We start from the raw sequence: 20,753 nt of genomic DNA on the forward strand, positions 1-20,753 counted from the left end.
ACGGCCTACGGACTGGAAGCAGAATCATGAGCAACATCGAGGACATCTACTCCCTCTCGCCCACCCAGCACGGGCTGCTGTTCCACAGCGTCTATGAGCCGGATTCGCGCGTGTACTACCAGCAGCTCAGCCTGGACATGACCGGCCCGCTGGACACCAGCGCCTTCCGCCGTGCCTGGCAGGTACTGATGCAGCGCCATGCAGTACTGCGCACAGCCTTTCTCTGGGAAGACCTGGACGATGCCTACCAGGTGGTACAGCACGAAGTACCCCTGCCCCTGAGCGAGCTGGATTGGCGCGACCATAGCGAAGAAGCCGAGGACGCCCTGCGCCAACGCGCAAGGCTGGAGCGCGACCAGGCGCTGGAACTCAACGAAGCCCCCCTGATGCGCCTGTGCCTGGTACGCCTGCCCGAACAGCGCTGGCACCTGATCTGGACCTTTCACCACATCCTTATGGATGGCTGGAGCGTGGGCGTGGCCATTCAGGAGTGGCTGGCCCTGTACTACGAGCAGCTGCGCGGCCGTGCATCCAGCCTGCCGCCGAGCCGCGGATATCGCGACTACATCGCCTGGCTGTCCGAGCAGGACGCAGACGCCACCGAAGGTTTCTGGCGCGAGCAACTGCAAGAGGTCAGCGAGCCCACGCCGCTACCAAGTTTCGCCCCGCCGCCCGAGGCATCGCAGGAGCATCCCTATGCGGAACGCGAGACGCGCCTCGACGCCGCTGAAACCGCACACCTGACGCAGTTTGCGCGCCAGCATCATCTGACCGTCAACACCCTGATCCAGGGTGCCTGGGCCTTGCTGCTCGGGCAGCACGCCGGACGCGACGAGGTGGTCTACGGCGTTACCGTCGCCGGTCGCCCGGATGCACTGGCGTCGGTGGACAGCATGGTTGGTCTGTTTATCAACACCCTGCCGCTGCGCGTGCAACTGACCGACGAGCGCCCCCTGAGCGACTGGCTGCAGGCCCTGCAGCAGCGCAACAGCGACCTGCGCCAGCACGCCTACCTGCCACTGAGCCGACTCAAGCCGCTAAGCCAGGTGCCCGCCGAACGGGCGCTGTTCGACTCGATCCTGGTGTTCGAAAACTTCCCGGTCACCGATGCGCTCAATCAGGACGCCGACGGCCTGCGCTTCAGCGCGCCGCCAGAACTGCGGCGCGACGATGGCATCAAGCTGACCCACGGACGCAACCACTTTCCGCTGTCGTTGATCGTGGTGCCGGGTGAGCGCCTAGAGTACCTGTTCAGTTATGAGCGCAGCCGTTTCAGCGACGGCGAGATCGCCACCCTGTCCGCCCAGCTGCGCGCGATCCTGCTGGCCATGGCCGCACAACCGCAGGCCCGAGTGCAGGCGCTGGACTGGCTGAGCGACGACGAACGCCAGCGAGTCCAGGCCTATGGCCAGGGCGCACACCTGGAGGTCGCGGCCGAGACGCTGCACCAGCGCTTCGCCCATTGGGCCGCAACAAGCCCCGAGCAGTTGGCAGTGCGCGACTGCCAGCGCGCCCTGAACTACCGCGAGCTGGACGCCGAGGCCAACCGCCTGGCCCATCACCTGCAAGCGCAGGGCATTGGCTCGGGCCGTCTGGTTGCCCTGGCGCTGGAGCGCAGCGTCGACTTCGTCATCGCGCTGTTGGCCACCCTCAAGAGCGGCGCTGCCTACCTGCCGCTCGATCTCAAACAGCCCGCAGGCCGCCTGGCGGACATCCTCGCCGACAGCCGCGCCGATCTGCTGATCAGCCGCCGCCCGCTGGAGTCACGTCTGCCGCGTGACGAAGCCCCGGCGAGGCTCTGGCTGGACGACCAAGCCGCCGCCATCGCCGCTCTGCCATCCAGCGCCCCACCGCTGGCCCATGACCCAGAAGCGCCGGCCTATGTCATCTACACCTCCGGTTCCACCGGCATGCCCAAAGGGGTACTGGTCGAACACCGCGCCATTGTCGGCTACCTCGCTGCCGTGGCCCAACTGCTCGACCCGCCGCCTGCGGCGCGCTATGCGCTGCTGTCGACGCTGGCGGCCGACCTCGGCCATACCCAGCTGTTTGGCGCGCTATGCAGCGGCGGCAGCCTGCTGCTAGTGGATGAGGACACCAGCTTCGATCCGTTGGCTCTGGCCGATTTCTTCGGCGAGCACCCAGTGGACGTGCTGAAGATCACCCCGGGGCATCTGCACGGCCTGCTCCAGGCGACCCCCGACCCACGCCTGCTGCCCCACGCCCGCCTGGTATTCGGCGGCGATGCGCTCAAGCCCGAACTGCATGAGCAGGTGCGGGCCCTTGCCCCGGCGCTGCAGCTGTTCAATCACTACGGCCCTAGCGAAGCTACGGTGGGCGCGGTGGCCACCGCGTTGCAGACGACTGTTGGTCTGGTGCCGCTGGGCCGGCCGCTGGCCAATCGCCAGTTGCGCGTCGTCGATAGTAACGGGCGTAGCGCGGCTACTGGCGTACCCGGCGAGCTTTGGATTGCCGGCGACCTGGCGCACGGCTACCTGCACCGCCCCGATCTCACCGCCGAGCGCTTCGTCGACGCCGACCGGCTGCGTTGGTACCGCACCGGCGACCGCGTGCGCTGGCTGAACGACGGCCAGTTGGCCTTCCTCGGCCGGGTCGATAACCAGGTAAAAATTCGCGGCAACCGCATCGAACTGGGCGAAGTAGAGGCGCAGATCAAACGCCTGTCGCCGCTGATTGATCAGGTACTGGTACGCGTGCTGGAGGTAGATGGCACGCAGCGCCTAGTCGCCTACGTGGTGGCCCGCCAATCGCTGTCCGCCAGCAAGCTGTGCGAGGACCTCGGCCGGCGCGTACCGGACTATATGGTGCCGGCGCACGTCATCACCCTTGACGCCATCCCGCTGACCGCCAACGGCAAGCCAGATGTGCGCCAGTTACCGCTACCCAGCGCGCCGGTCGATGACGGTGCCAGCCACGTTGCCCCGCGCAATGAGGTGGAAACGCTGCTCGCGCGTATCTGGCAGGACGTGCTGAAAGTCGAGCGGGTTGGCGTGCACGACAATTTCTTCGCCCTTGGTGGCGACTCGATCCTCAACCTGCAGATCATCGCCCGCGCCAACCAGCAGGGACTGAAGTTGACGCCCAAGCAGCTATTCGACAACCGCACCATCGCCGACATTGCCCAGGTGCTCGGCTCCGGTGCCGAAACGGCGGTGGCCCGGCAGCAAAGCGAAGGCTTTGCAATCGCCCTGACCGCCGGCCAGCGAGCGCGCCTGGAAGCCGGCGAAGCAAGCGCCAGCTGGCGTTGCATCGCCCTCAACGGCCAGGTGCCGAGTAGCCAACTGGCCCAGGCCCTGGCAGCGCTGCAAAGCCACCACCAGGCGCTACGCCTGGCCCTGCGGCAATCGCCCGATGGTGATTGGCAGCAGCAGGTGCTGGCCGCGCCCGTGCCCTGCGCGGTGGACGAGCAGCCCCAAGTGGACGTATCGCCCGCCGTGCTGCAGACCCTGGCCGATAACGCCTTTGCGCGCCTGGATCTGTCCGTGGGCCAAAGCCTGCACGCCACCTTGCTGCGCGGCGCCGAGGGTGATCAATTGCTGCTGGTCGCACATCCACTGTGTCTGGACGAGGCCGCCTGGCCGCTGCTGCTCGCCGATCTCAACCTGGCGCTGTCGCAACTGCGCCACCAGCGACCGCTCCGCCTGTCGTACAAGGGTGGCGAGCTGAGCGCCTGGAGCGAACAGCAGCAGCGCGATGCCAGCAGTGATCGTCTGGATGAGGTATGGGAACACTGGCTGCAATATGCCGGCCTTGCTCTACCCGTCCTGGAACTGCCTGCTTCCAGTCAGACCGTCGAGCAACGGCTGGACGCCGCCACCTCGACGCGCCTGAAGCGGCTTATCGAGACGCTGCAGCTGGACTGGAACACCCTGCTGACGGCCGCCCTGGTCGAACAGCTGCGCACCGCCGAGCATGCTCTAATCGCGCTGACGCTACTGGTCGGCAGACCTGACGCCGAGCGCCTGCCACTGAGCACGCCGATTGCCGCAGCGGATCTGGACCCGGCACGCCTGCTCGGGCCGCTGGCATTACCCGTACCGTTCTATCTACAGGCCCCGGGCGGCGATGCCCTCGAGCGGCTGCAGGCGGTCGCCGCGCAACTGCGCGCCTACCCGCAGCACGGCGCGGACTACGGCACCTTGCGCTATCTCGCGGACAACCCCTACCTGCTGGAACCGCTGCGCGCGCTGCCGGCAGCGCCAGTCACCCTGCGCTGGCTCGGCGACTGGGACGCCCACCGCGAGGCACACGCGGTGCTCGATGAGATCCGCGCCGCCAGCCGCGAACCGGCCGGCATCAGTGCGCTGACCCTGGATGCCTGCTGGCAGGACGGCCAGTTGCAGCTGCACAGCACAGGACCACTGGCGGCCAGTTGGACGCCAGCCCTCATCGCCCATCTGCAAACCTTGGCCGAACTGGCCGACAGTGAGGCGCTGCGCCCGGCCAGCGAGGCCTTCCCGCTGTGCCACGAACAGTCCGCGACGCTGGCCAGCGAGCCACTGCCCTGGGATCGCGTGCAAGACCTCTACCCGCTTTCACCGATGCAGCAAGGCATGCTGTTGCACACCCTGTTGCAGCCGCACAGCGGTATCTACCTGATGCAGCAGCGCTACAGCTGGGACGGTGAGCTACAACGCCCGGCCATGGAACAGGCCTGGCGGCTGTTCCTCGAGCGTCATCCGATGCTGCGTACCGCCTTCTCCTGGCAGGACGACCACGCCCCACTGCAGTGCCTGTACCGCGACACCGAGCTGGCATTCGATTGGTACGACTGGCGCCACCTGGACGCCGAGCAACAGCGCGAAGCGATGGACAGGGTGCTGGCCGACGAGCGCCAGCGCGGCTTCGACATGAGCCGTGCGCCGCTCACCCACCTGCGGGTGTTCCAACTGGCAGAGCAGCGTTTCAGCATGGTGCGCAGCTTCCATCACATCCTCACCGACGCCTGGTGCTTCGGTTTGCTAATGGAAGACCTGCTGGCGATCTACCAGGCCGTTGCACGCCAGGAACCGGTAGCGCGCCCGCTCTTTCGCTCCTTCCGCGGGTATATGAGCTGGCTCACCCGACAGGACATGGCCAGCGCACAGAGTTACTGGAGTAATGAACTGGCCGGCTTTGAGGAACCGACACCGCTACAGGTGGACATCCCCGTCGCCCAGCCGGATCGTGCGCCTGAAGCGGTCGGCGACTGCAACCTGACCCTCAGCGTCGCCCGAACTCAGCGCCTGCAGCAGCTCTGCCAGCAGCATCAGCTGACACCCAACACTTGGATTCAGGGTGCCTGGGCGCTGCTGCTGTCGCGCTACAGCGGCAACCGCGACGTGCTCTTTGGCGTCACCGTGGCCGGTCGCCCCACCGCGCTGGCCGGGGTTGAAGAGATGGTCGGGCTGTTTATCAATAGCCTGCCGCTGCGTATCGATGTCGATCCCGAACAACCGGTGATCGGCTGGCTGCAGGCGCTGCTCTCGCACAACGCCGAGCTGCGTGACTACGAGTTTGCACCGCTGGTGGACATTCAACGTTGGAGCGAGATCCCCCGCGGCCGTCAGCTGTTCGACAGCCTGGTGGTGTTCGAAAATGCCCCGCTGGACATCAGCAGCGTCAAGCTGGACGGCTTCAGCATCGACATCTACGAAGACCGCGTGCACACCAACTTCCCGATGACCGTGGTGCTCTACCCCGGCGACCGCCTCGGCATCCGCCTGTCCTACGACCAGGGCCGTTTCGCTGCCGACACCGTGCAGCGCATGCTCGACCATCTGCTGCAACTGCTCGGCGAGATGCTGGAGCGGCCCGATGCGGCCCTCGGCACCTTGCAGATGCTGCCGGAGACGGAACGCCAGCAACTGCTGGTGAACTGGAACCAGAGCGCCGCTGACTTCCCGTTGGATCGCGGCTACGCCGCGCTGTTCGCCGAGCAGGTGCAGGCACACCCGCAGCGCCTCGCGGCGGTCTGCGCCAGCGAATCGCTCAGTTATACCGAGCTAGACCGCCGCGCCAACGCCATTGCTAGCGTCCTCCAGCAAATGGGTGCCGGACCGGACACCTTGGTGGCCCTGGCCGCCGAGCGCGGTCTGGCGCTGCTGACCATGATGATCGCCACGCTCAAGGCTGGCGCCGCGTTCCAGGCACTGGACATCCAACATCCGCCGCAGCGCCTGGCTGAACTGCTCGAACTGAGCGACGCGCCCTTGCTACTGGTGGACGAAAAGGCCGGTGAGCTGCTTGACGCGGTGTTGCCTGGAGTGACGCGGCAACCCACCTGCCTGGTGGTCCAGCAGCTCTGGCATGGTGAGGGTGCCGCAATCACCTACCCACACCAGGCTGATCAACTCGCCTATGTGATCTTTACCTCCGGCTCCACCGGCACACCGAAGGGCGCGCTGGTGGAACAGCGCGGCATGCTCAATAACATCTTCGGCAAGCTGCCGACGCTTGACCTGAATGCCGAGGATCGCATCGCTCAGACCGCCTCGCCGGCATTCGACATCTCGGTCTGGCAGTTCCTTGCCGCGCCGCTGCTGGGTGCCACCGTGCACATTCTGCCCGATGCCGTGGCACACGATCCTGCTGCCCTGCTCGATGCCATCGAACAGCAGCGCCTGACCCTGCTCGAAGCGGTGCCGGCACTGATCCGCGGCCTGCTCCAGGAGGCCCGACCGCAGCACCAACTGACCAGCCTGCGCTGGCTACTGCCCACCGGCGAGGCCCTACCGCCCGCGCTAGCGCGCGACTGGCAGAAGCGCTTCCCCGCCACGCCGCTAATGAATGCCTACGGCCCGGCCGAGTGTTCCGACGACGTTGCCTTCCACGCCATCCACGAAGCGCCGCAGGACGACTGCGCACATATGCCGATCGGCCGGCCCACCGCCAACAACCAGCTGTTCATCCTCGACAAAGCCATGAGCCCAGTGCCCATCGGCGTACCGGGCGAGCTGTGCGTCGGCGGCACCGGCGTCGGTCGTGGCTACCTGAACGATGCCGAACGCACCCGCGCAGTCTTCGTCGACCACCCGTTCCAGCCCGGCGCACGCTTCTACCGTACCGGCGATGTGGGACGCTACCGCGCCGACGGCGTGATCGAGTACCTGGGTCGCCGCGATCAACAGGTGAAAATCCGCGGCCACCGCATCGAGCTGGGCGAGATCGAGAACCGTCTGATGCGTCACCCGCTGGTCGACAGCGCTGCCGTACTGGCCCTGTCCGATGCCCGTGGTGACTTGCAACTGCTCGCCTGCTACGTGCTCGTCCCCGAGCACGGCGCGACGGTGGACGACGCCACCGCCCAGGCATTGCTGATCGAGCATCTGCGCCCGCAACTGGCGGCCTACATGGTTCCCGGCCACTGGCAACGGTTGGAACAACTGCCGCTCAATGCCAACGGCAAGGTCGACCGCCGCGCGCTGACCGCCCTGGGTTTGCCAAGCGAGGATGCGCCGCAGGCGCTGGTGGCCCCCCGCACGCCGACCGAACAAGCGCTGGCCGAACTCTGGCAGGCGCTGCTCGGGCTGACCTCGCTGAGCGTGCACGACGACTTCTTTGCCCTCGGCGGTCATTCGCTGCTGGCTACCCAGGTGATCTCGCGCATCCGTCGACGGCTGAACGTCAACCTGCCGCTACGCGCCCTGTTCGAGCACCGCACGGTGGCGGAACTGGCCCAAGTGGTGGACGCTCCGGTGCCCACGGAACAGGCGAGTGAGGAGATCCCGCGGGTCTCGCGCGCGCAACCTTTACCGCTGTCCTACGCCCAGCAACGCCTGTGGTTTCTCGACCGGCTGGAAGGTGCCAGCGCCGCCTACAACCTCTCCACGGCGGTGCGTCTGGACGGTGATCTCGACGTCGAGGCACTGCGTGCCGCCCTGCAGCATGTGGTCGAGCGCCACGAATCGCTGCGTACCGGCTTTAGCCTGGATGGCGAGATGCCGCGCCAGGTCATCGCCGAGAATGTCCGCCTAGACCTCGAAGTCCAATCGCTCGCGCCAGACGACCAAGACGCCCAACTGCAACGCTGGATCGACGAGGAAGCCGCACGCCCCTTCGATTTGCAGCGTCCACCCATGCTGCGAACACGCCTGCTTCGTTTGGACGATAGGCAGCACGTGCTGCAGTTCACCCTGCACCATATCGCCACCGACGCCTGGTCGATGGGTATTCTGGTGGAGGAAGCAATCAGCGCCTACCGGGCCTACAGCCTCGGCGAAACACCGCATCTGGCAGCGCTGCCAATTCAATACGCCGACTATGCCCACTGGCAACGCAGCGCGCCGCAACAACAGCGCCTGGCCCGCGACATCGACTACTGGCGCGGCCAACTGCAGGGCGCGCCCATGCTGTTGCGCTTGCCGCTGGATAGGCCGCGACCGGCTAGCCCAGATTATCAAGGCGCGGCCATCCGCCAAACCCTGTCCCTCGCCCAGGCCGAACGGCTCAAAGCCTATGCCCAGCAGCAGCGTGCAACGCTGTTTATGGTGCTACTCAACGCCTTCAACTGCCTGCTACAACTGGCCACCGGCGAAGACGACTTCCTGGTCGGTACCGATCTGGCGAACCGTGAACATCCGGCGCTGGAGCGGCTGATCGGCTTCTTTGTCAACGTGCTGCCGCTGCGCGCGCGCCTCGACTCGGCGCAGGACTTCGGTGCCCGCCTGCAGCGCCTGCGCGACGAAACCCTGGCTGCCTTCCAGCACCAGCAGGTGCCGTTCGACAAGCTGGTGGAAACTCTGCAGCCGCCACGCCAACCCGGGGTCAACCCGCTGGTGCAGGCGCTGTTTGTGCTGCAGAACACCCCCCGTTCCTCCGCCGAGCTACCGGGCCTGAACGTGGAGCACCTCGCTCCGCGCCAGGAGACCAGCAAGTTCGACATCGCGCTGTTCGCCGAGGAGGACGAACAGGGCCTGACCCTGCGATGGGTCTACCGCACCAGCCTGTTCCAGCGCGAAACCATCGAGCACCTGCAACGCGGTTTCGACAGCCTGCTACAACAGGTTATTGAAGCGCCTGAAAACGCCTTGCAACGCTGGGACTGGCACCTTGCTACAGAGCCAGCCAGCCCGCCTGAGGTTTCCTCCAGCGACGAGGCAAGTCGTGCCTCACGCAAGCTGTCCAAACTGAGCAAGCTCAAACAAACTCGCGCCACCGCCGTCAGTCAGCGGCCCGAGGAGCAGGTACGCACCTCGACCCTCTCCGCCGACCGGCCCCTGCCGCTGGTGATTGAACCGCTTCTGGGCGAGCTGGACCCGCTGCGCTGGGCGCAACAGGCGCGCGGCTGGATCGGCGAGCAGTTGCGCCAGCATGGCGGCCTGCTGCTGCGCGGCTTCGACCTGCCGGACGCCAGTGCTTTCGAGCAGTTCGCCCAGGCCATCGAACCCTACCTGTACGGCACCTACGGTGATCTGCCGAAGAATAACGCCGGCAAGAATATCTACCACTCCACCCCTTACCCGGAGCAGCACATGATCCTGTTCCACAACGAGAGCTCGCATCTCGCGCAGTGGCCGCGCAAGCAGTGGTTCTACTGCGAAACGCCCGCCGCGCATGGCGGCTGCACGCCCATCGTCGATTGCCGCGAGGTGCTCGCGCGCTTGCCACAGCCGATCGTCGAGACGCTGCGCAGCAAAGGCCTGCTCTACGTACGCCACTTCACCGACAAGCTCGATGTGCGCTGGCAAGACTTCTTCAAGACCGAGCAGCACGAAGAAGTCGAACAGCGCTGCCGCGACGCCGGCACCCAGTGGCAATGGCTGAGTGACGATGGCCTGCGTATCGCCCAACGCTGCCCGGCCATCGTCAGCCACCCGGATACCGGCGAGGAGTCGTTCTTTAATCAGGTGCAGTTGCACCACCCCGCCTGCCTGGAACCGGAGGTGCGACGCAACCTGCTGGAGCTGTTCGGCCCCGATCAGTTGCCCCGCAACGTCTGCTACGGCGACGGCAGCCCCATTGAGGACGAGGTGATGGCCGAGATCGGCCGCGTCTACGAGGCCTGCGCGGTGCGTTTCGCCTGGCAGAAAGGCGACGTGGTGATGCTCGACAACATGCTGGTCGCCCACGCCCGCGACCCCTTCGAGGGCGAACGCAAGATCTGCGTCGCCATGGGCCAGATGATGAGGCGCGACCAACTGGACAAGAGCGTGGCGCAAACCGCCGCGCACGGTAACGTTCTGGCCCTGGAGAAAAGCCTGTGATGGAGCAACTGCATACCGAGGCCTTCCAGCTCTCGCCACAACAACGCCAGCGTTGGCAGTCCAACCTGCCGGCCGCCACGCTAACCCTGGACGTTCGCGGGACGCTGGATCAGCAGGCCCTGCGGCTGCGCCTGAGCGGCCTGGTGCAACGCCATGAGGCGCTGCGGCTACAGCTATGCCCATTGCCCGGCTTGCGCGTGCCACTGCAGCGCATCTGTCCAGAGGCGACTGACCATTTGCTGGATTGCCAGTCTTTGACTGCCGACCACCACCGCCTGCATCTACAGCTACCGGCACTTGGTGCCGACCGCGGCACATTACTGCGCCTCACCACAGCGCTGGCAGCGGAAATGCCTGAGGGGAATACCGACGACGAGATGAGCTACACCCAGTACAGCGCCTGGCTGTACGAGTTGCAGGCCGAGGATGATGCCGAATTGGGTCGACGTTTCTGGCGCGAGCAGGCTTTGGAAGAGCACAGCCACAGCGAGCTGCTGTACCGCGAACAGCGCTCGCGCACCGCTACCGACATTCGGGTCGCCCAATTGGACGGCGCGCCTGAGCTGAGCGCCATGCTCGATGCCGCCTGCCGACGCCAGCAAGTTTCCCCCAGCGAAGTGCTGTTGACAGCCTGGTGCGTCCTACTGCAGCGCCTGAGTAGTGGCGATGCACCAGTGCTGACAATGAACTGGGTGCACGATTGCCGGGACGATTACGAAGAGCTGTCCAGCTGCTGGGGGTTGTTCGCCAAGGCACTACCGCTGGCCTGGCGCTTGCCGCTGGAAAGCCGTTTCAGCGAGGCGCTCGACGGCTTGCAGCGCATGTACGACCGCGCACGGGAATGGCAGGAATATTGCGCCATCGTCACCGACCCAACGCCCAGCGCCTCGCGCTACGCCTTCGAATGGGGCGGCCTGCTGCCCCATGCACTGCCACTCGCAGGCTCACCTGGCTCGACGCTGACAGTACTGGAGCTGAATGCCCCCACCCAGGCCTTCGAGCTGCAGCTGACTCCGGAAGTCTTCACGGGCGCGAGCGGGGCCACGCACTACCGTTTCAACCTCAGCTACGACGCCAGCGGCTACAGCCTGCAAGCGGTGCAGGTGTTGCTCGAACAGTACCAGTCGCTGCTGCTCGCCGCCCTCGCCGATCCGCAACAGCCGCTAGCTGTACTGCCGCTGCACAGCCCGAGCTTCGACGCCGCGCTGAACGCCGTACAGGGCAAGCAGCCCCACTTACCAGCAGAGCCCTTCACCGCCTTTCCCCTGCGCTTCAGCCAGCAGGCGGCGCGCTTCGCCGAACATCTGGCGTTGTGCGATACGACCTGTCAGCTGACCTATGCCGAGCTGGAAACCCGCAGCAACCAGTTGGCTCACTACCTCAATGCGCGCGGCATCGGTGCCGAGGATCGAGTCGCCCTGCACCTCGACCGCAACGCCGGAGCCATCGTCGCCATGCTCGGTGTGCTCAAGTGCGGCGCAGCCTTCCTGCCGCTGGACGTGCAGCAGCCCGTAGCCCGCAGCTTGGCGATCGTGGAAACCGCTCGCCCGGCTTTCCTGCTCTACGATGGAACCAGCACGCTACCCGCACTCGCCGAATTGAACAGCCTCGATCTGGGCGACAGTACACGCTGGCAGAGCCAGCCGCACAGCCCGCTGCCGCTGGAGATCAGCGCACGCAGCGCCGCCTACGTGCTGCACACCTCCGGTAGCACGGGCGTCCCCAAGGGCGTGGTGATCGAGCATGGGCAACTAAGCAGCTACCTGGACAGCCTGCTTGGACGCATTGCCTTCGCGCCGGGAGAGCGCAGCGCGCTAATCACCTCCCTGGCAGCCGACCTGAGCTACAGCCTGTTGTTCCCATCGCTGCTGACGGGTGGCGAACTGCACGTGGTAGATAAAGCTACCAGCCTGGATACCTCCGCATGGGTGGCCTATCAGACGCGACACCCGATCGACCATCTGAAGACTGTGCCCTCGCTGCTCGATGCCTGGCTGGGCCACAGCGCTGCCGCCGCCACGCTGCCACGGCGCAACCTTATTCTTGGCGGCGAAAACAGCCCGCAACGCTTGCTGCAGAGCCTGCGCACGCTCGCCCCTACCCTCAGCGTCCATAACCACTATGGGCCGACCGAAACCACCATTGGTGTGCTGATGCACAGGCTCGACCCCAACGTCGATTATCATCGCCTGCCGCTCAGCGACCGTCTGGACGGCATGCGTACCTATCTGCTGGACGAGCACGGCCAACCGACCTCGGCGGGTCAGGCTGGCGAACTGTATCTGGCCGGCCCGCAACTGGCGCGGGGCTATCTCGACGAACAGCAGACCCAGGAGCGCTTCCTCGACAACCCGCTGCAACCCCGCGAACGTCTCTACCGTACGGGAGACCGTGCGCGCTATCGCCCGGATGGCAGCCTGGAGATCATCGGCCGAGTCGACCGGCAGGTGAAGATCCGCGGCTATCGCATCGAACTCGACGAAGTGGAAACCCAGCTCGCACGTCTGCCTGGCGTGGCTCAGGTGGCCATCAGCTGCGTAGCGCACGGGCCCTTCGACCAGCAACTGTTCGCCTTCATCACGCTAGCCTACGGCCACAGTAGCGATCTCGCGCAGTTGCAGAGCCAGGCGCAGGAACGCCTCCCAGAGCACATGCTACCGACACTGCGGCTGGTCGAAGCCTTACCATTGTTGGGCAACGGCAAACTGGATCGCAAAACCCTGGCGCAGTGGGCAGAACAGGTGCTCGATCATGTCGGCGACAGCTTGCCACGCACGCCGTTGGAGCAATTGCTGGCCGATATATGGGCCGGCGTGCTCGGCCTCGAGCGAGTCGGTATCGAGGACGACTTCTTCGCCCTGGGCGGTCACTCCCTGGCAGCGGTCAAGCTGGCCAGCCGCCTGCAGAATGCCCTCGGCGCGCCGGTGCCGGTCAATGCAGTGTTCAATGCGCCCAGCGTGGCAAGCTTCGCCGAGCTGGTGAAGGCACAAATGCAGCTCTCGCCGCTGGTGCAACTGGCCCGCGCCGAGGCGGCCGTAGGCAACCTGTTCTGCTTCCATCCTTCGACCGGACACGTGCAGGACTATCGCGCCCTGAGCGAACCACTGCAACGCTGGAATCTCTGGGGACTGCAGGCCAGCTACCTAGTTGAAGGCAGCCCCACCCCAGGCCGCGACACTCTCGATTCACTGGCGGCGCTGTATGTCGAGCAGTTGCGTAGGCAGCAACCGGAAGGACCTTATCACCTGCTGGGCTGGTCGCTCGGCGGCCTGCTGGCCTTCAGTGCCGCCGCACAACTGGAGCGCGCAGGTCAACAGGTGGCCTTTCTCGGCATCGTCGATTCCCAGCTCCAACGCAGCGCACCGTTGGAAACCGAAGAGGCGTTGCTACACTCCGCAGCGCAATTGCTTGATGCCGACAGCCAGGCCCGCTTGCAGACGCTGTTCGAAGCGGCGTGTGAACATCTGCGCGAAATACCGCCGGATCAGCAGCCGCTCAGCCTGGTGCAGTGGGCCAGGCAGCAGGGGCTGCAGCTTGCCGACGACAGCTGGGAGCAATTGGAATACCGTCTGCGCCAGCATGGCCACACCCAGACCTTGATCGGTACCTTCCGCCCCGTCCCGCTGCGCTGCCCGATACATCTGTGGTGGGCCAGCGCAACGTTGCAATCCGAGGACTTCAGCGCCTCGGATTGGAACTGCCTCACCCAAGGCCGGACGACGGAGCAGATCATCGAGGCGCAGCATCTGGACATCCTGCAGCAACCCGCCTTGCAGCAGGCGCTGCTGGAGCACCTGAAGGCGCTGGACAATACCCCCCATGAAAGTTCGAACAACGAGGCGAGTTGAGATGGATCTGTTACTGCTACTGGCGCGGCGCTCCTGGCCCACCCTGCTGATCGCGACCGCCACCGGTCTGGTCTGCGGCCTGGCCGCAGCCGGCCTGATCGCTACGATCAACCATTCCCTGGCTGGTTTCAGCCAGCTACGTCCGGCAGACGGCATGCTGTTCGCCGGCCTGGTGGCGCTAGTCGTGGTATCGCGCATCGTCTCCGACGTCAGCCTGTTGCGTCTGGGGCAGACTGCGGTCAGCGATATGCGCCTGCACTTGAGCGGTAAACTGATCGACACGCCCTACCCACGCCTGCAACGCCTGGGCAAGCACCGCCTGCTGGCGATGCTCACCGACGACACTCAGACCCTTAGCCAAGCCGTAGAGCTGGTACCGATCATGATGGTCAATAGCGGAATTGTGCTGGCCTGTCTCGGCTATCTGGGCTGGCTGAGCCTGCCACTGCTGGGCCTGACCGTAGCGCTGATCCTGCTCGGCGCGGCCAGCTTCCACTGGCCCCAGCAAAAGGCGCTGACCTCCATCAGCAAAGCGCGAGAACTGAAAGATCAGCTGTTCGATCAATATCGCCTGCTCACCGATGGCAGCAAGGAGTTGCAACTCAACCATGGGCGGCGTCAGCAGTTCTTCGAGCGCCTGCTGTACCCCATCAGCCAGCAATACCGGCGGGACTTCGTGCGTGGCATGAGCATCTACGCCCTGGTGCTGAACTGGGGCAACGGCATTTTCTACCTGCTGATCGGTATGGTGCTGTTTATTGCGCCGCAGTTTATCGACCTTGGGGCGACGCTGGTCACCGGCTACATCCTGACCCTGCTGTACATGATCACGCCGTTGTCGGAATTGATGAACGCCCTGCCGACCTTGGGCAAGGCCAGTGTCTCGCTGCGCAAGATTCGCGCGCTCGAAGGCCAGCTAGAAGTCGCTGCTACGTCTGGCGATGCCCTGACACCGGCGAGCAGCGTGCAGGAACTGAGCTGTCGCGAGGTTCGCCATACCTACTACCGCGAAGGCGAAGACTGCAGCTTCACCCTGGGCCCGTTCAACCTCACTCTGAATGCTGGCGAACTGATCTTTATCACCGGTGGCAATGGCAGCGGCAAGACCACCCTGGCGCTACTGCTGACGGGGCTTTACCAGCCCGAAGGTGGCGATCTGCAACTAAATGGAGAGGTTTCATCCAGTACGCAGAACCACCTGTATCGCCAGCATTTTTCGGCGATCTTTACCGACTTCTGTCTGTTCGAGCATCTGCTCGGCGGCGACGATCCCCAGCTGATGCAGCGGGCGCGGGACTATCTGGCGCACCTGCAGCTGGAGCACAAGGTCAGCATCGAGGGCGGCCGTCTGTCCACGCTCGACCTCTCCACTGGCCAGCGCAAACGCCTGGCGTTGCTGGCAGCCTACCTGGACGACCGGCCCTGTTACCTGTTCGATGAGTGGGCGGCGGATCAAGACCCCGTGTTCAAACGCTTCTTCTACACCAAGATTCTTCCGGATCTGCGCCAACGCGGAAAACTGGTGATTGTGATCTCCCACGACGATGCCTATTTTTCGCTGGCCGACCGGCTGTTCAAAGTGGATCAGGGTGCCGTATTCGAATCCAAAGCCGAGGCGGCCGCTGCCGCTGCGTATTGAGGCTATCCAATCATGCATGCTCAGCTTTCGCTGAATCGTACTTCAATGCAGGACTCGCCTTGGATTCACACCCGAGCGCTGCCCAGCGCTCGCCTGCGCCTGTTCTGCTTGCCCTTCGCGGGCGGCAGCGCCAGCAGCTTTATGCCATGGTTTGCAGCGCTGGCACCCGACATCCAACTTTGCGCCATCCAGTTGCCGGGGCGCGGCGCGCGTTTCGGCGAGCCGGCCATCCATGACTTCGCCGAGCTGATCGAGCAACTGGGTTGCGTCATCGCTCACCACGACGATCTGCCTTATGCCTTTTTTGGTCATAGTCTTGGTGCCCTGATCGCCTTTGAACTCAGCCACCACTGTGTAAGAACGGGGCTAGAGCTACCACGCCATCTATTCGTCTCGGCCAGTGGAGCGCCCCGTCATCGCGTTGGTGCGGCGCGCTATGACCTGTTGAGCGATAGGGAGCTGCTGGCCAAGCTGCGCGGTTATGCCGGCACGCCGCCCGAAGTGCTGGAGAATCAGGAACTGATGGAGTTGCTGCTGCCTGCCATCCGCGCCGACTTCGCTCTGCTGCGCCACTACAGCTACCAGCCGCGCCCTCGCCTCGGCATTCCCCTAAGCGTACTCGCCGGACGCGACGATCAGCATGTGGCCAGCGAGACACTGACCGATTGGCAGAGCGAAACCTCGGCAACCTGCGAGCAGCACCGTTTTGGCGGCGGCCATTTCTTCGCGTTCGAGCAAGCTGACAGCGTGCTGGAGCTGGTCAAGCGCAAGCTGAGCTAACTTTCGCCGAGGTAGATAGATCGCAGATAGCTCGCCTGCTCCGCCTGCGGCAGGTGATGCAGCTTCGGGCAAGACTCGCACAGCACCTGTGGTTTTCCCGCCACCGGGGCATGTAGCTGGTAGTGCAGGCAGCAGTGGCGCCGCAGAGGAATGCTCGCGCAAATATCGGGGGCGGGAGACTCGACCATCCATTGCAGGCTTCGCAATTTCAGTCGCCCATCTGACACCACTGCTTGCTCCAGCCAGCGATGAGCCTCGGCAAACCCCTCTCTGGAGAGCGATCCATCCAGCCTGGAAAAAGCCCCATCCCAGACACCCACGACATTGCCCCAGAGCACCTTGGGAGCAAGTCCGCCCCAGAGAGCCAATGTCTTGAACAGCGGTTCGAGGTGTTCCTGCATCAGGCGCGACCAGCACTCCGCACGCTGCTCGGTGGCGAGAACGGCCAGCTCGTGTGGCACCTTCAACGCCATGGGCTGACCGGCATCATGCAACAGCTCCACCTCCTGATCCCAGAACGCGATGGCCATATCTCGCGTCAGCACCGCCGCCAGGGTGGCGGGCAGCAGGACACTGAGGTAGTTCATCGACCATTGGGAAGCCACGGGCGGACGCTTTACGCCGGGGTAGAGTTCGGCGAAGCGCTCGAGCAGCGGGAACAGCACACTTGCGTCGGCGAGGCGAGGCAGCGCCACAGACTGCCGGCCATTGCACTCAACCTGGATCACCCGCTGGATGGGTGGCCATGCTTGGCACAGCCAGTCCGGTAGTTCGATAGCAGGCCTCCACAGGTCAGTGCACAGGAAAAACAATGAGAACGATTAGCATTGATGATATCCCCGCCTCTCTATAAACTCAACGCGTTTTATCCTGGGCAACTTGAGGCCACATGCAGACATTACGTGATTTCTGGTTTCTCGCCCGCCCCTTCTGGTCTTCTACCGAAAGGCGTCCAGCCTTCCTACTGCTGTTCGGCACTGTTCTGATGAACCTGTGTCTGGTGGGGGTAAACATCCTCTACAACATTTGGAACCTGCACTTCTACAACGCCCTGCAGGCCCTCGACTACGACGCATTCCTGATCGGTGGCGGGCATTTCATCCTGCTGCAGCTGGGCCTGGCCACCTTCACCGTGGCCGCCTTTCACTTCCAGCAGAAGCTCACTGTGCGCTGGCGCCGCTGGTCCACCGAGAACACCCTGCAGCTGTGGCTGCAGCGCCATCGCTATCTAAAAATGCAGCTCACCGCCCCGGAAACCGACAACCCCGACCAACGCATCGCCGACGATATCAACCTGTTCATCAGCATGTCGCTGAAGCTCACCTTGGGGCTGATGACTGCATTGGTGTCGTTATTCTCCTTTATGCACATCCTCTGGCAGGCCTCCAGCCTGGTCAAACTGCCCATCGCTGGGCAGGAAGTGGTAATCCCCGGCCTGCTGGTGTGGGCGGCCCTGCTGTACTCCATTCTCGGCACGGGTGGCGCCTTCTGGTTGGGGCGTACCCTGCCCCGGTTGAACTTTATTCAGCAACGGCGCGAAGCGGATTTCCGCTTCGCCTTGATGCGCCTGCGCGAGAACGCCGAAGCCGTGGCCCAGTACTGCGGCGAAAACGAGGAACACGCGCGTTTCAGCCAACGCCTGGGCGCTGCGCTGGATAATTTCTGGGCGCTAGTGAAACAACAGAAAGTCGTGCTCGGCTATTCCACCTTCTATATGCGCAGCGCCATGATCATTCCCATGTTCATCATGGCACCGCAATTCTTCGCGGGAACTTTCCCGCTGGGCCGGCTCACGCAGCTAAGCGCCGCCTTCGGCGAGGTCCACGAGGCCATGGCCTACCTGGTACGCGTGTTTCCGGAGCTCGCCGAATGGAAATCCGTGATTGACCGCCTGATTGGTTTCCAGAAACGCCTGGGCAGCGTGACGAGCGAGCCAGGCGTACAGCTGGAACATCGACCTGGCAGCTTTGCGGTACAGGATCTGTCACTCTGGCTACCGGACGGTAAGCCTCTACTCGGCGGTCTGAACTTGAGCCTGCAACCGGGGGAAAGCCTGCTGATTCGGGCTCCTTCAGGCTACGGCAAATCGACCTTAATCCGCGCACTTACCGGCATTTGGAGTCACGCTTCAGGCAAGGCACAGTATCACCTGGGGAGCGTTCTGACCCTGTCGCAAAAGCCTTATCTGCCGCTCGGCAATCTACGCGACATGCTCTGGTACCCCGCCTCGCCCCATCCAGAAGACGATCTGGCGCTGCTTCGTGTCATGAAACAGTGTGGTCTCGGACATCTGGCAGAACATCTGGATGTCGAGTTCGACTGGCCACAGACGCTTAGCATTGGCGAACAGCAGCGTTGCGCCTTCGCTCGCGCCCTGCTACTGCGCCCGGATGTTCTATTTCTCGACGAAAGCACTTCGGCGCTTGACGATGCATCAGAAAGAAATTGCTATGCCCAGCTGAAACATTCACTGCCGCACGCCATCATTATTAGCGTAGGGCATCGTGCGTCTTTAGAGCAGTTTCACACCCATACGCTGAATCTAAACCATTGCCAGCCGCTTGAATCAAAAGTGGACTGCTCATGACACCGAACTCGAACAAATATCTCGCCACGCACACTATGATCTGCATATCTACCGAACTACGTATTGCTGATCGTTTCCGCTATGGCTCGCTGGGCTTTCCCTAAAAATAGACCAGCTTCATACACCGTATAGCATTACCTATCGCCGACTGATGCGCGTCACCCCTACCCCGCTAACTCACCCAATGCATTTTCTGCAGGTATCCCGTGTGACCTATACAACTGTCTCGGAAGCCGAAATGCGCCGCGCATTCGGCCTTAATCAGATACATGAGAAACAACCCGCTAAAAATCCAAATCCCTTTTCTATCTACACGATCGTTGAGCTGAGTGTGCGCGAGAATGGTGGAAAACCTTTCCGCTTCGAGCACAGATCAAACTCCATTAGCACGCTGACAGCCCAGCTTGAGGCCGAAAAAGCTGCGCGAGACAAAGGGTATGAGGTTTGGGCCTTGCTGGATATTCACCAGACCACCGAATAAAGCCTGGCTATAATCCGCCCCTTTGAGACCGCCAGAAGGAATCGCCATGAACAAAGCTGAACTGATTGAAGCCATCGCCGCCTCGGCTGACCTGCCCAAGGCCACTGCTGGCCGCGCCCTGGATGCCATCACCGGCGCAATCTCTTCTGCTCTGCAAAATGGCGAAAGCGTCAGCCTCGTGGGGTTCGGCACCTTCGCGGTAAAGGCACGCGCTGCGCGCGATGGCCGCAACCCGCAAACCGGTGCCACGATCAAGATTGCAGCGGCCAAGCTGCCAGGTTTCAAAGCAGGCAAGACGCTGAAAGACGCGGTGAACTGAGCGCGTCGCAGAACGACAAAAGGGCCTGAATTCAGGCCCTTTTTGCATGTACTGCAAGCCACTCAGGCGTGACTCATATGCCGCTCCAGCAACTCTCGGCGTTGCTTGGCCTCGACAGACAAGGCAGTGGTCGGGCTCAGCAACAGCCGCTGCAAGCCGATCGGTTCGCCGGTCTCGTCACACCAGCCATAACTGCCGTCGTCGATCCTCGCCAGAGCTTGCTGGAATGTGGGAAGCATCCTGCGGTCGCGATCGATCAGGTGCAGCAGCGTCATGCGCTCCTCTTCTATAGAGGCGACATCTGCCACATCGATCGGCCGCTCCAGCTCAGCCAGACGCGCCTTGCCGCTCTCGATGCGTTCGCTGCACTCCTCCAACTGGGCGAGCAGCAGCGCTTTGAAAAAAGCCAACTGAGCCTCGTTCATGTAGTCGGACTCAGCGGCCGAAAGTAGTTCGTCTCGTGTCATGCCATGCATCCTCTCACTCCTCTGCTCCGCGCTCATAACGCATGCGCCTCTGGGACCATCGACCCGGCCTACTTCCGCCTCACCGGCGGCATCGAGCGCTGGCTGTATCGCCTGGTGCGCAAGCACGGCGGCAAGCAGGAGGACGGCTGGCAGTTCGACTTTCGCCATCTGTACCGCAAATCCGGCAGCTCGGCGCGCTATTCGGACTTTGCCCTGGACTTGCGTGCACTGGTCGCCCGGCAATCGTTACCTGGGTATCGCCTGGAGGTCGTTCATCTGCCCCCATCGACCGAACTGCTCGCCTTTCGGCCCGTGCCGTAGACGGCACGGGGATAACGTGCGGAAAAGCTGTGAATGCAGTCGTGCTATCAGGCGCAACCGGTCACGTGCTATCAGGCGCATCACCCTCGTGCTATCAGGCGCACGA

At 63.7% G+C, this 20,753-nt stretch carries 9 protein-coding genes and 1 pseudogene; 8 read left to right on the forward strand and 2 right to left on the reverse strand.

What is annotated here, in order from left to right:
* Positions 1-26: 26 nt before the first annotated feature.
* From VCA57_RS22120 to VCA57_RS22135, 4 genes are read left to right on the forward strand one after another with little or no spacing between them, the layout of a single operon-like run.
* Positions 27-10,205 carry an amino acid adenylation domain-containing protein gene (locus VCA57_RS22120; RefSeq protein WP_411187687.1) on the forward strand — a complete coding sequence of 3,393 codons (10,179 nt, stop codon included), beginning with the start codon at positions 27-29 and terminating at the stop codon, positions 10,203-10,205.
* A complete protein-coding gene (locus VCA57_RS22125) occupies positions 10,205-14,053 on the forward strand; it encodes a non-ribosomal peptide synthetase (protein WP_411187689.1) in 3,849 nt (1,282 codons plus the stop codon). Before VCA57_RS22120 ends, VCA57_RS22125 begins: the two co-directional genes overlap by 1 nt.
* 1 nt (position 14,054) lies before the next feature.
* A complete protein-coding gene (locus VCA57_RS22130; RefSeq protein ID WP_411187691.1) occupies positions 14,055-15,692 on the forward strand; it encodes a cyclic peptide export ABC transporter in 1,638 nt (545 codons plus the stop codon).
* A gap of 12 nt (positions 15,693-15,704) precedes the next feature.
* The gene (locus tag VCA57_RS22135) at positions 15,705-16,472 is read left to right on the forward strand and encodes a thioesterase II family protein (RefSeq protein ID WP_411187693.1); all 768 of its coding nucleotides are present in this window, start codon (positions 15,705-15,707) and stop codon (positions 16,470-16,472) included.
* Here VCA57_RS22135 and fhuF read toward each other — a convergent pair.
* A complete protein-coding gene (gene fhuF / locus VCA57_RS22140; RefSeq protein ID WP_411187695.1) occupies positions 16,469-17,137 on the reverse strand; it encodes a siderophore-iron reductase FhuF in 669 nt (222 codons plus the stop codon). The two genes, VCA57_RS22135 and fhuF, sit on opposite strands and share 4 nt — an antisense overlap.
* Before the next feature lie 224 nt (positions 17,138-17,361).
* On the opposite strand from fhuF, the gene VCA57_RS22145 reads away from it, so the two are divergent.
* The 3 genes from VCA57_RS22145 to VCA57_RS22155 all read left to right on the forward strand — a co-directional run bounded on the left by VCA57_RS22145 (position 17,362) and on the right by VCA57_RS22155 (position 19,859).
* Positions 17,362-19,059 carry an ABC transporter ATP-binding protein/permease gene (locus VCA57_RS22145; RefSeq protein WP_411187697.1) on the forward strand — a complete coding sequence of 566 codons (1,698 nt, stop codon included), beginning with the start codon at positions 17,362-17,364 and terminating at the stop codon, positions 19,057-19,059.
* Positions 19,060-19,267: 208 nt separating this feature from the next.
* On the forward strand, positions 19,268-19,540 hold the full coding sequence (locus VCA57_RS22150) for a hypothetical protein (protein WP_411187699.1): 273 nt from the start codon (positions 19,268-19,270) through the stop codon (positions 19,538-19,540).
* Between the two features lie 46 nt (positions 19,541-19,586).
* On the forward strand, positions 19,587-19,859 hold the full coding sequence (locus VCA57_RS22155; RefSeq protein ID WP_411187701.1) for an HU family DNA-binding protein: 273 nt from the start codon (positions 19,587-19,589) through the stop codon (positions 19,857-19,859).
* 62 nt (positions 19,860-19,921) lie between these two features.
* Here the strand turns inward: VCA57_RS22155 and VCA57_RS22160 are convergent, their stop codons facing one another.
* Positions 19,922-20,326, reverse strand: a complete 405-nt coding sequence (locus VCA57_RS22160) for a TraR/DksA family transcriptional regulator (protein ID WP_411187703.1) — start codon at positions 20,324-20,326, stop codon at positions 19,922-19,924.
* 54 nt (positions 20,327-20,380) lie between these two features.
* Between VCA57_RS22160 and VCA57_RS22165 the strand changes: the two are divergent.
* A pseudogene (locus VCA57_RS22165) lies at positions 20,381-20,647 on the forward strand (replication initiator protein A); the annotation flags it as partial.
* Positions 20,648-20,753 lie beyond the last annotated feature (106 nt).

Source organism: Pseudomonas sp., from assembly GCF_046581935.1.
Lineage (GTDB): Bacteria > Pseudomonadota > Gammaproteobacteria > Pseudomonadales > Pseudomonadaceae > Aquipseudomonas.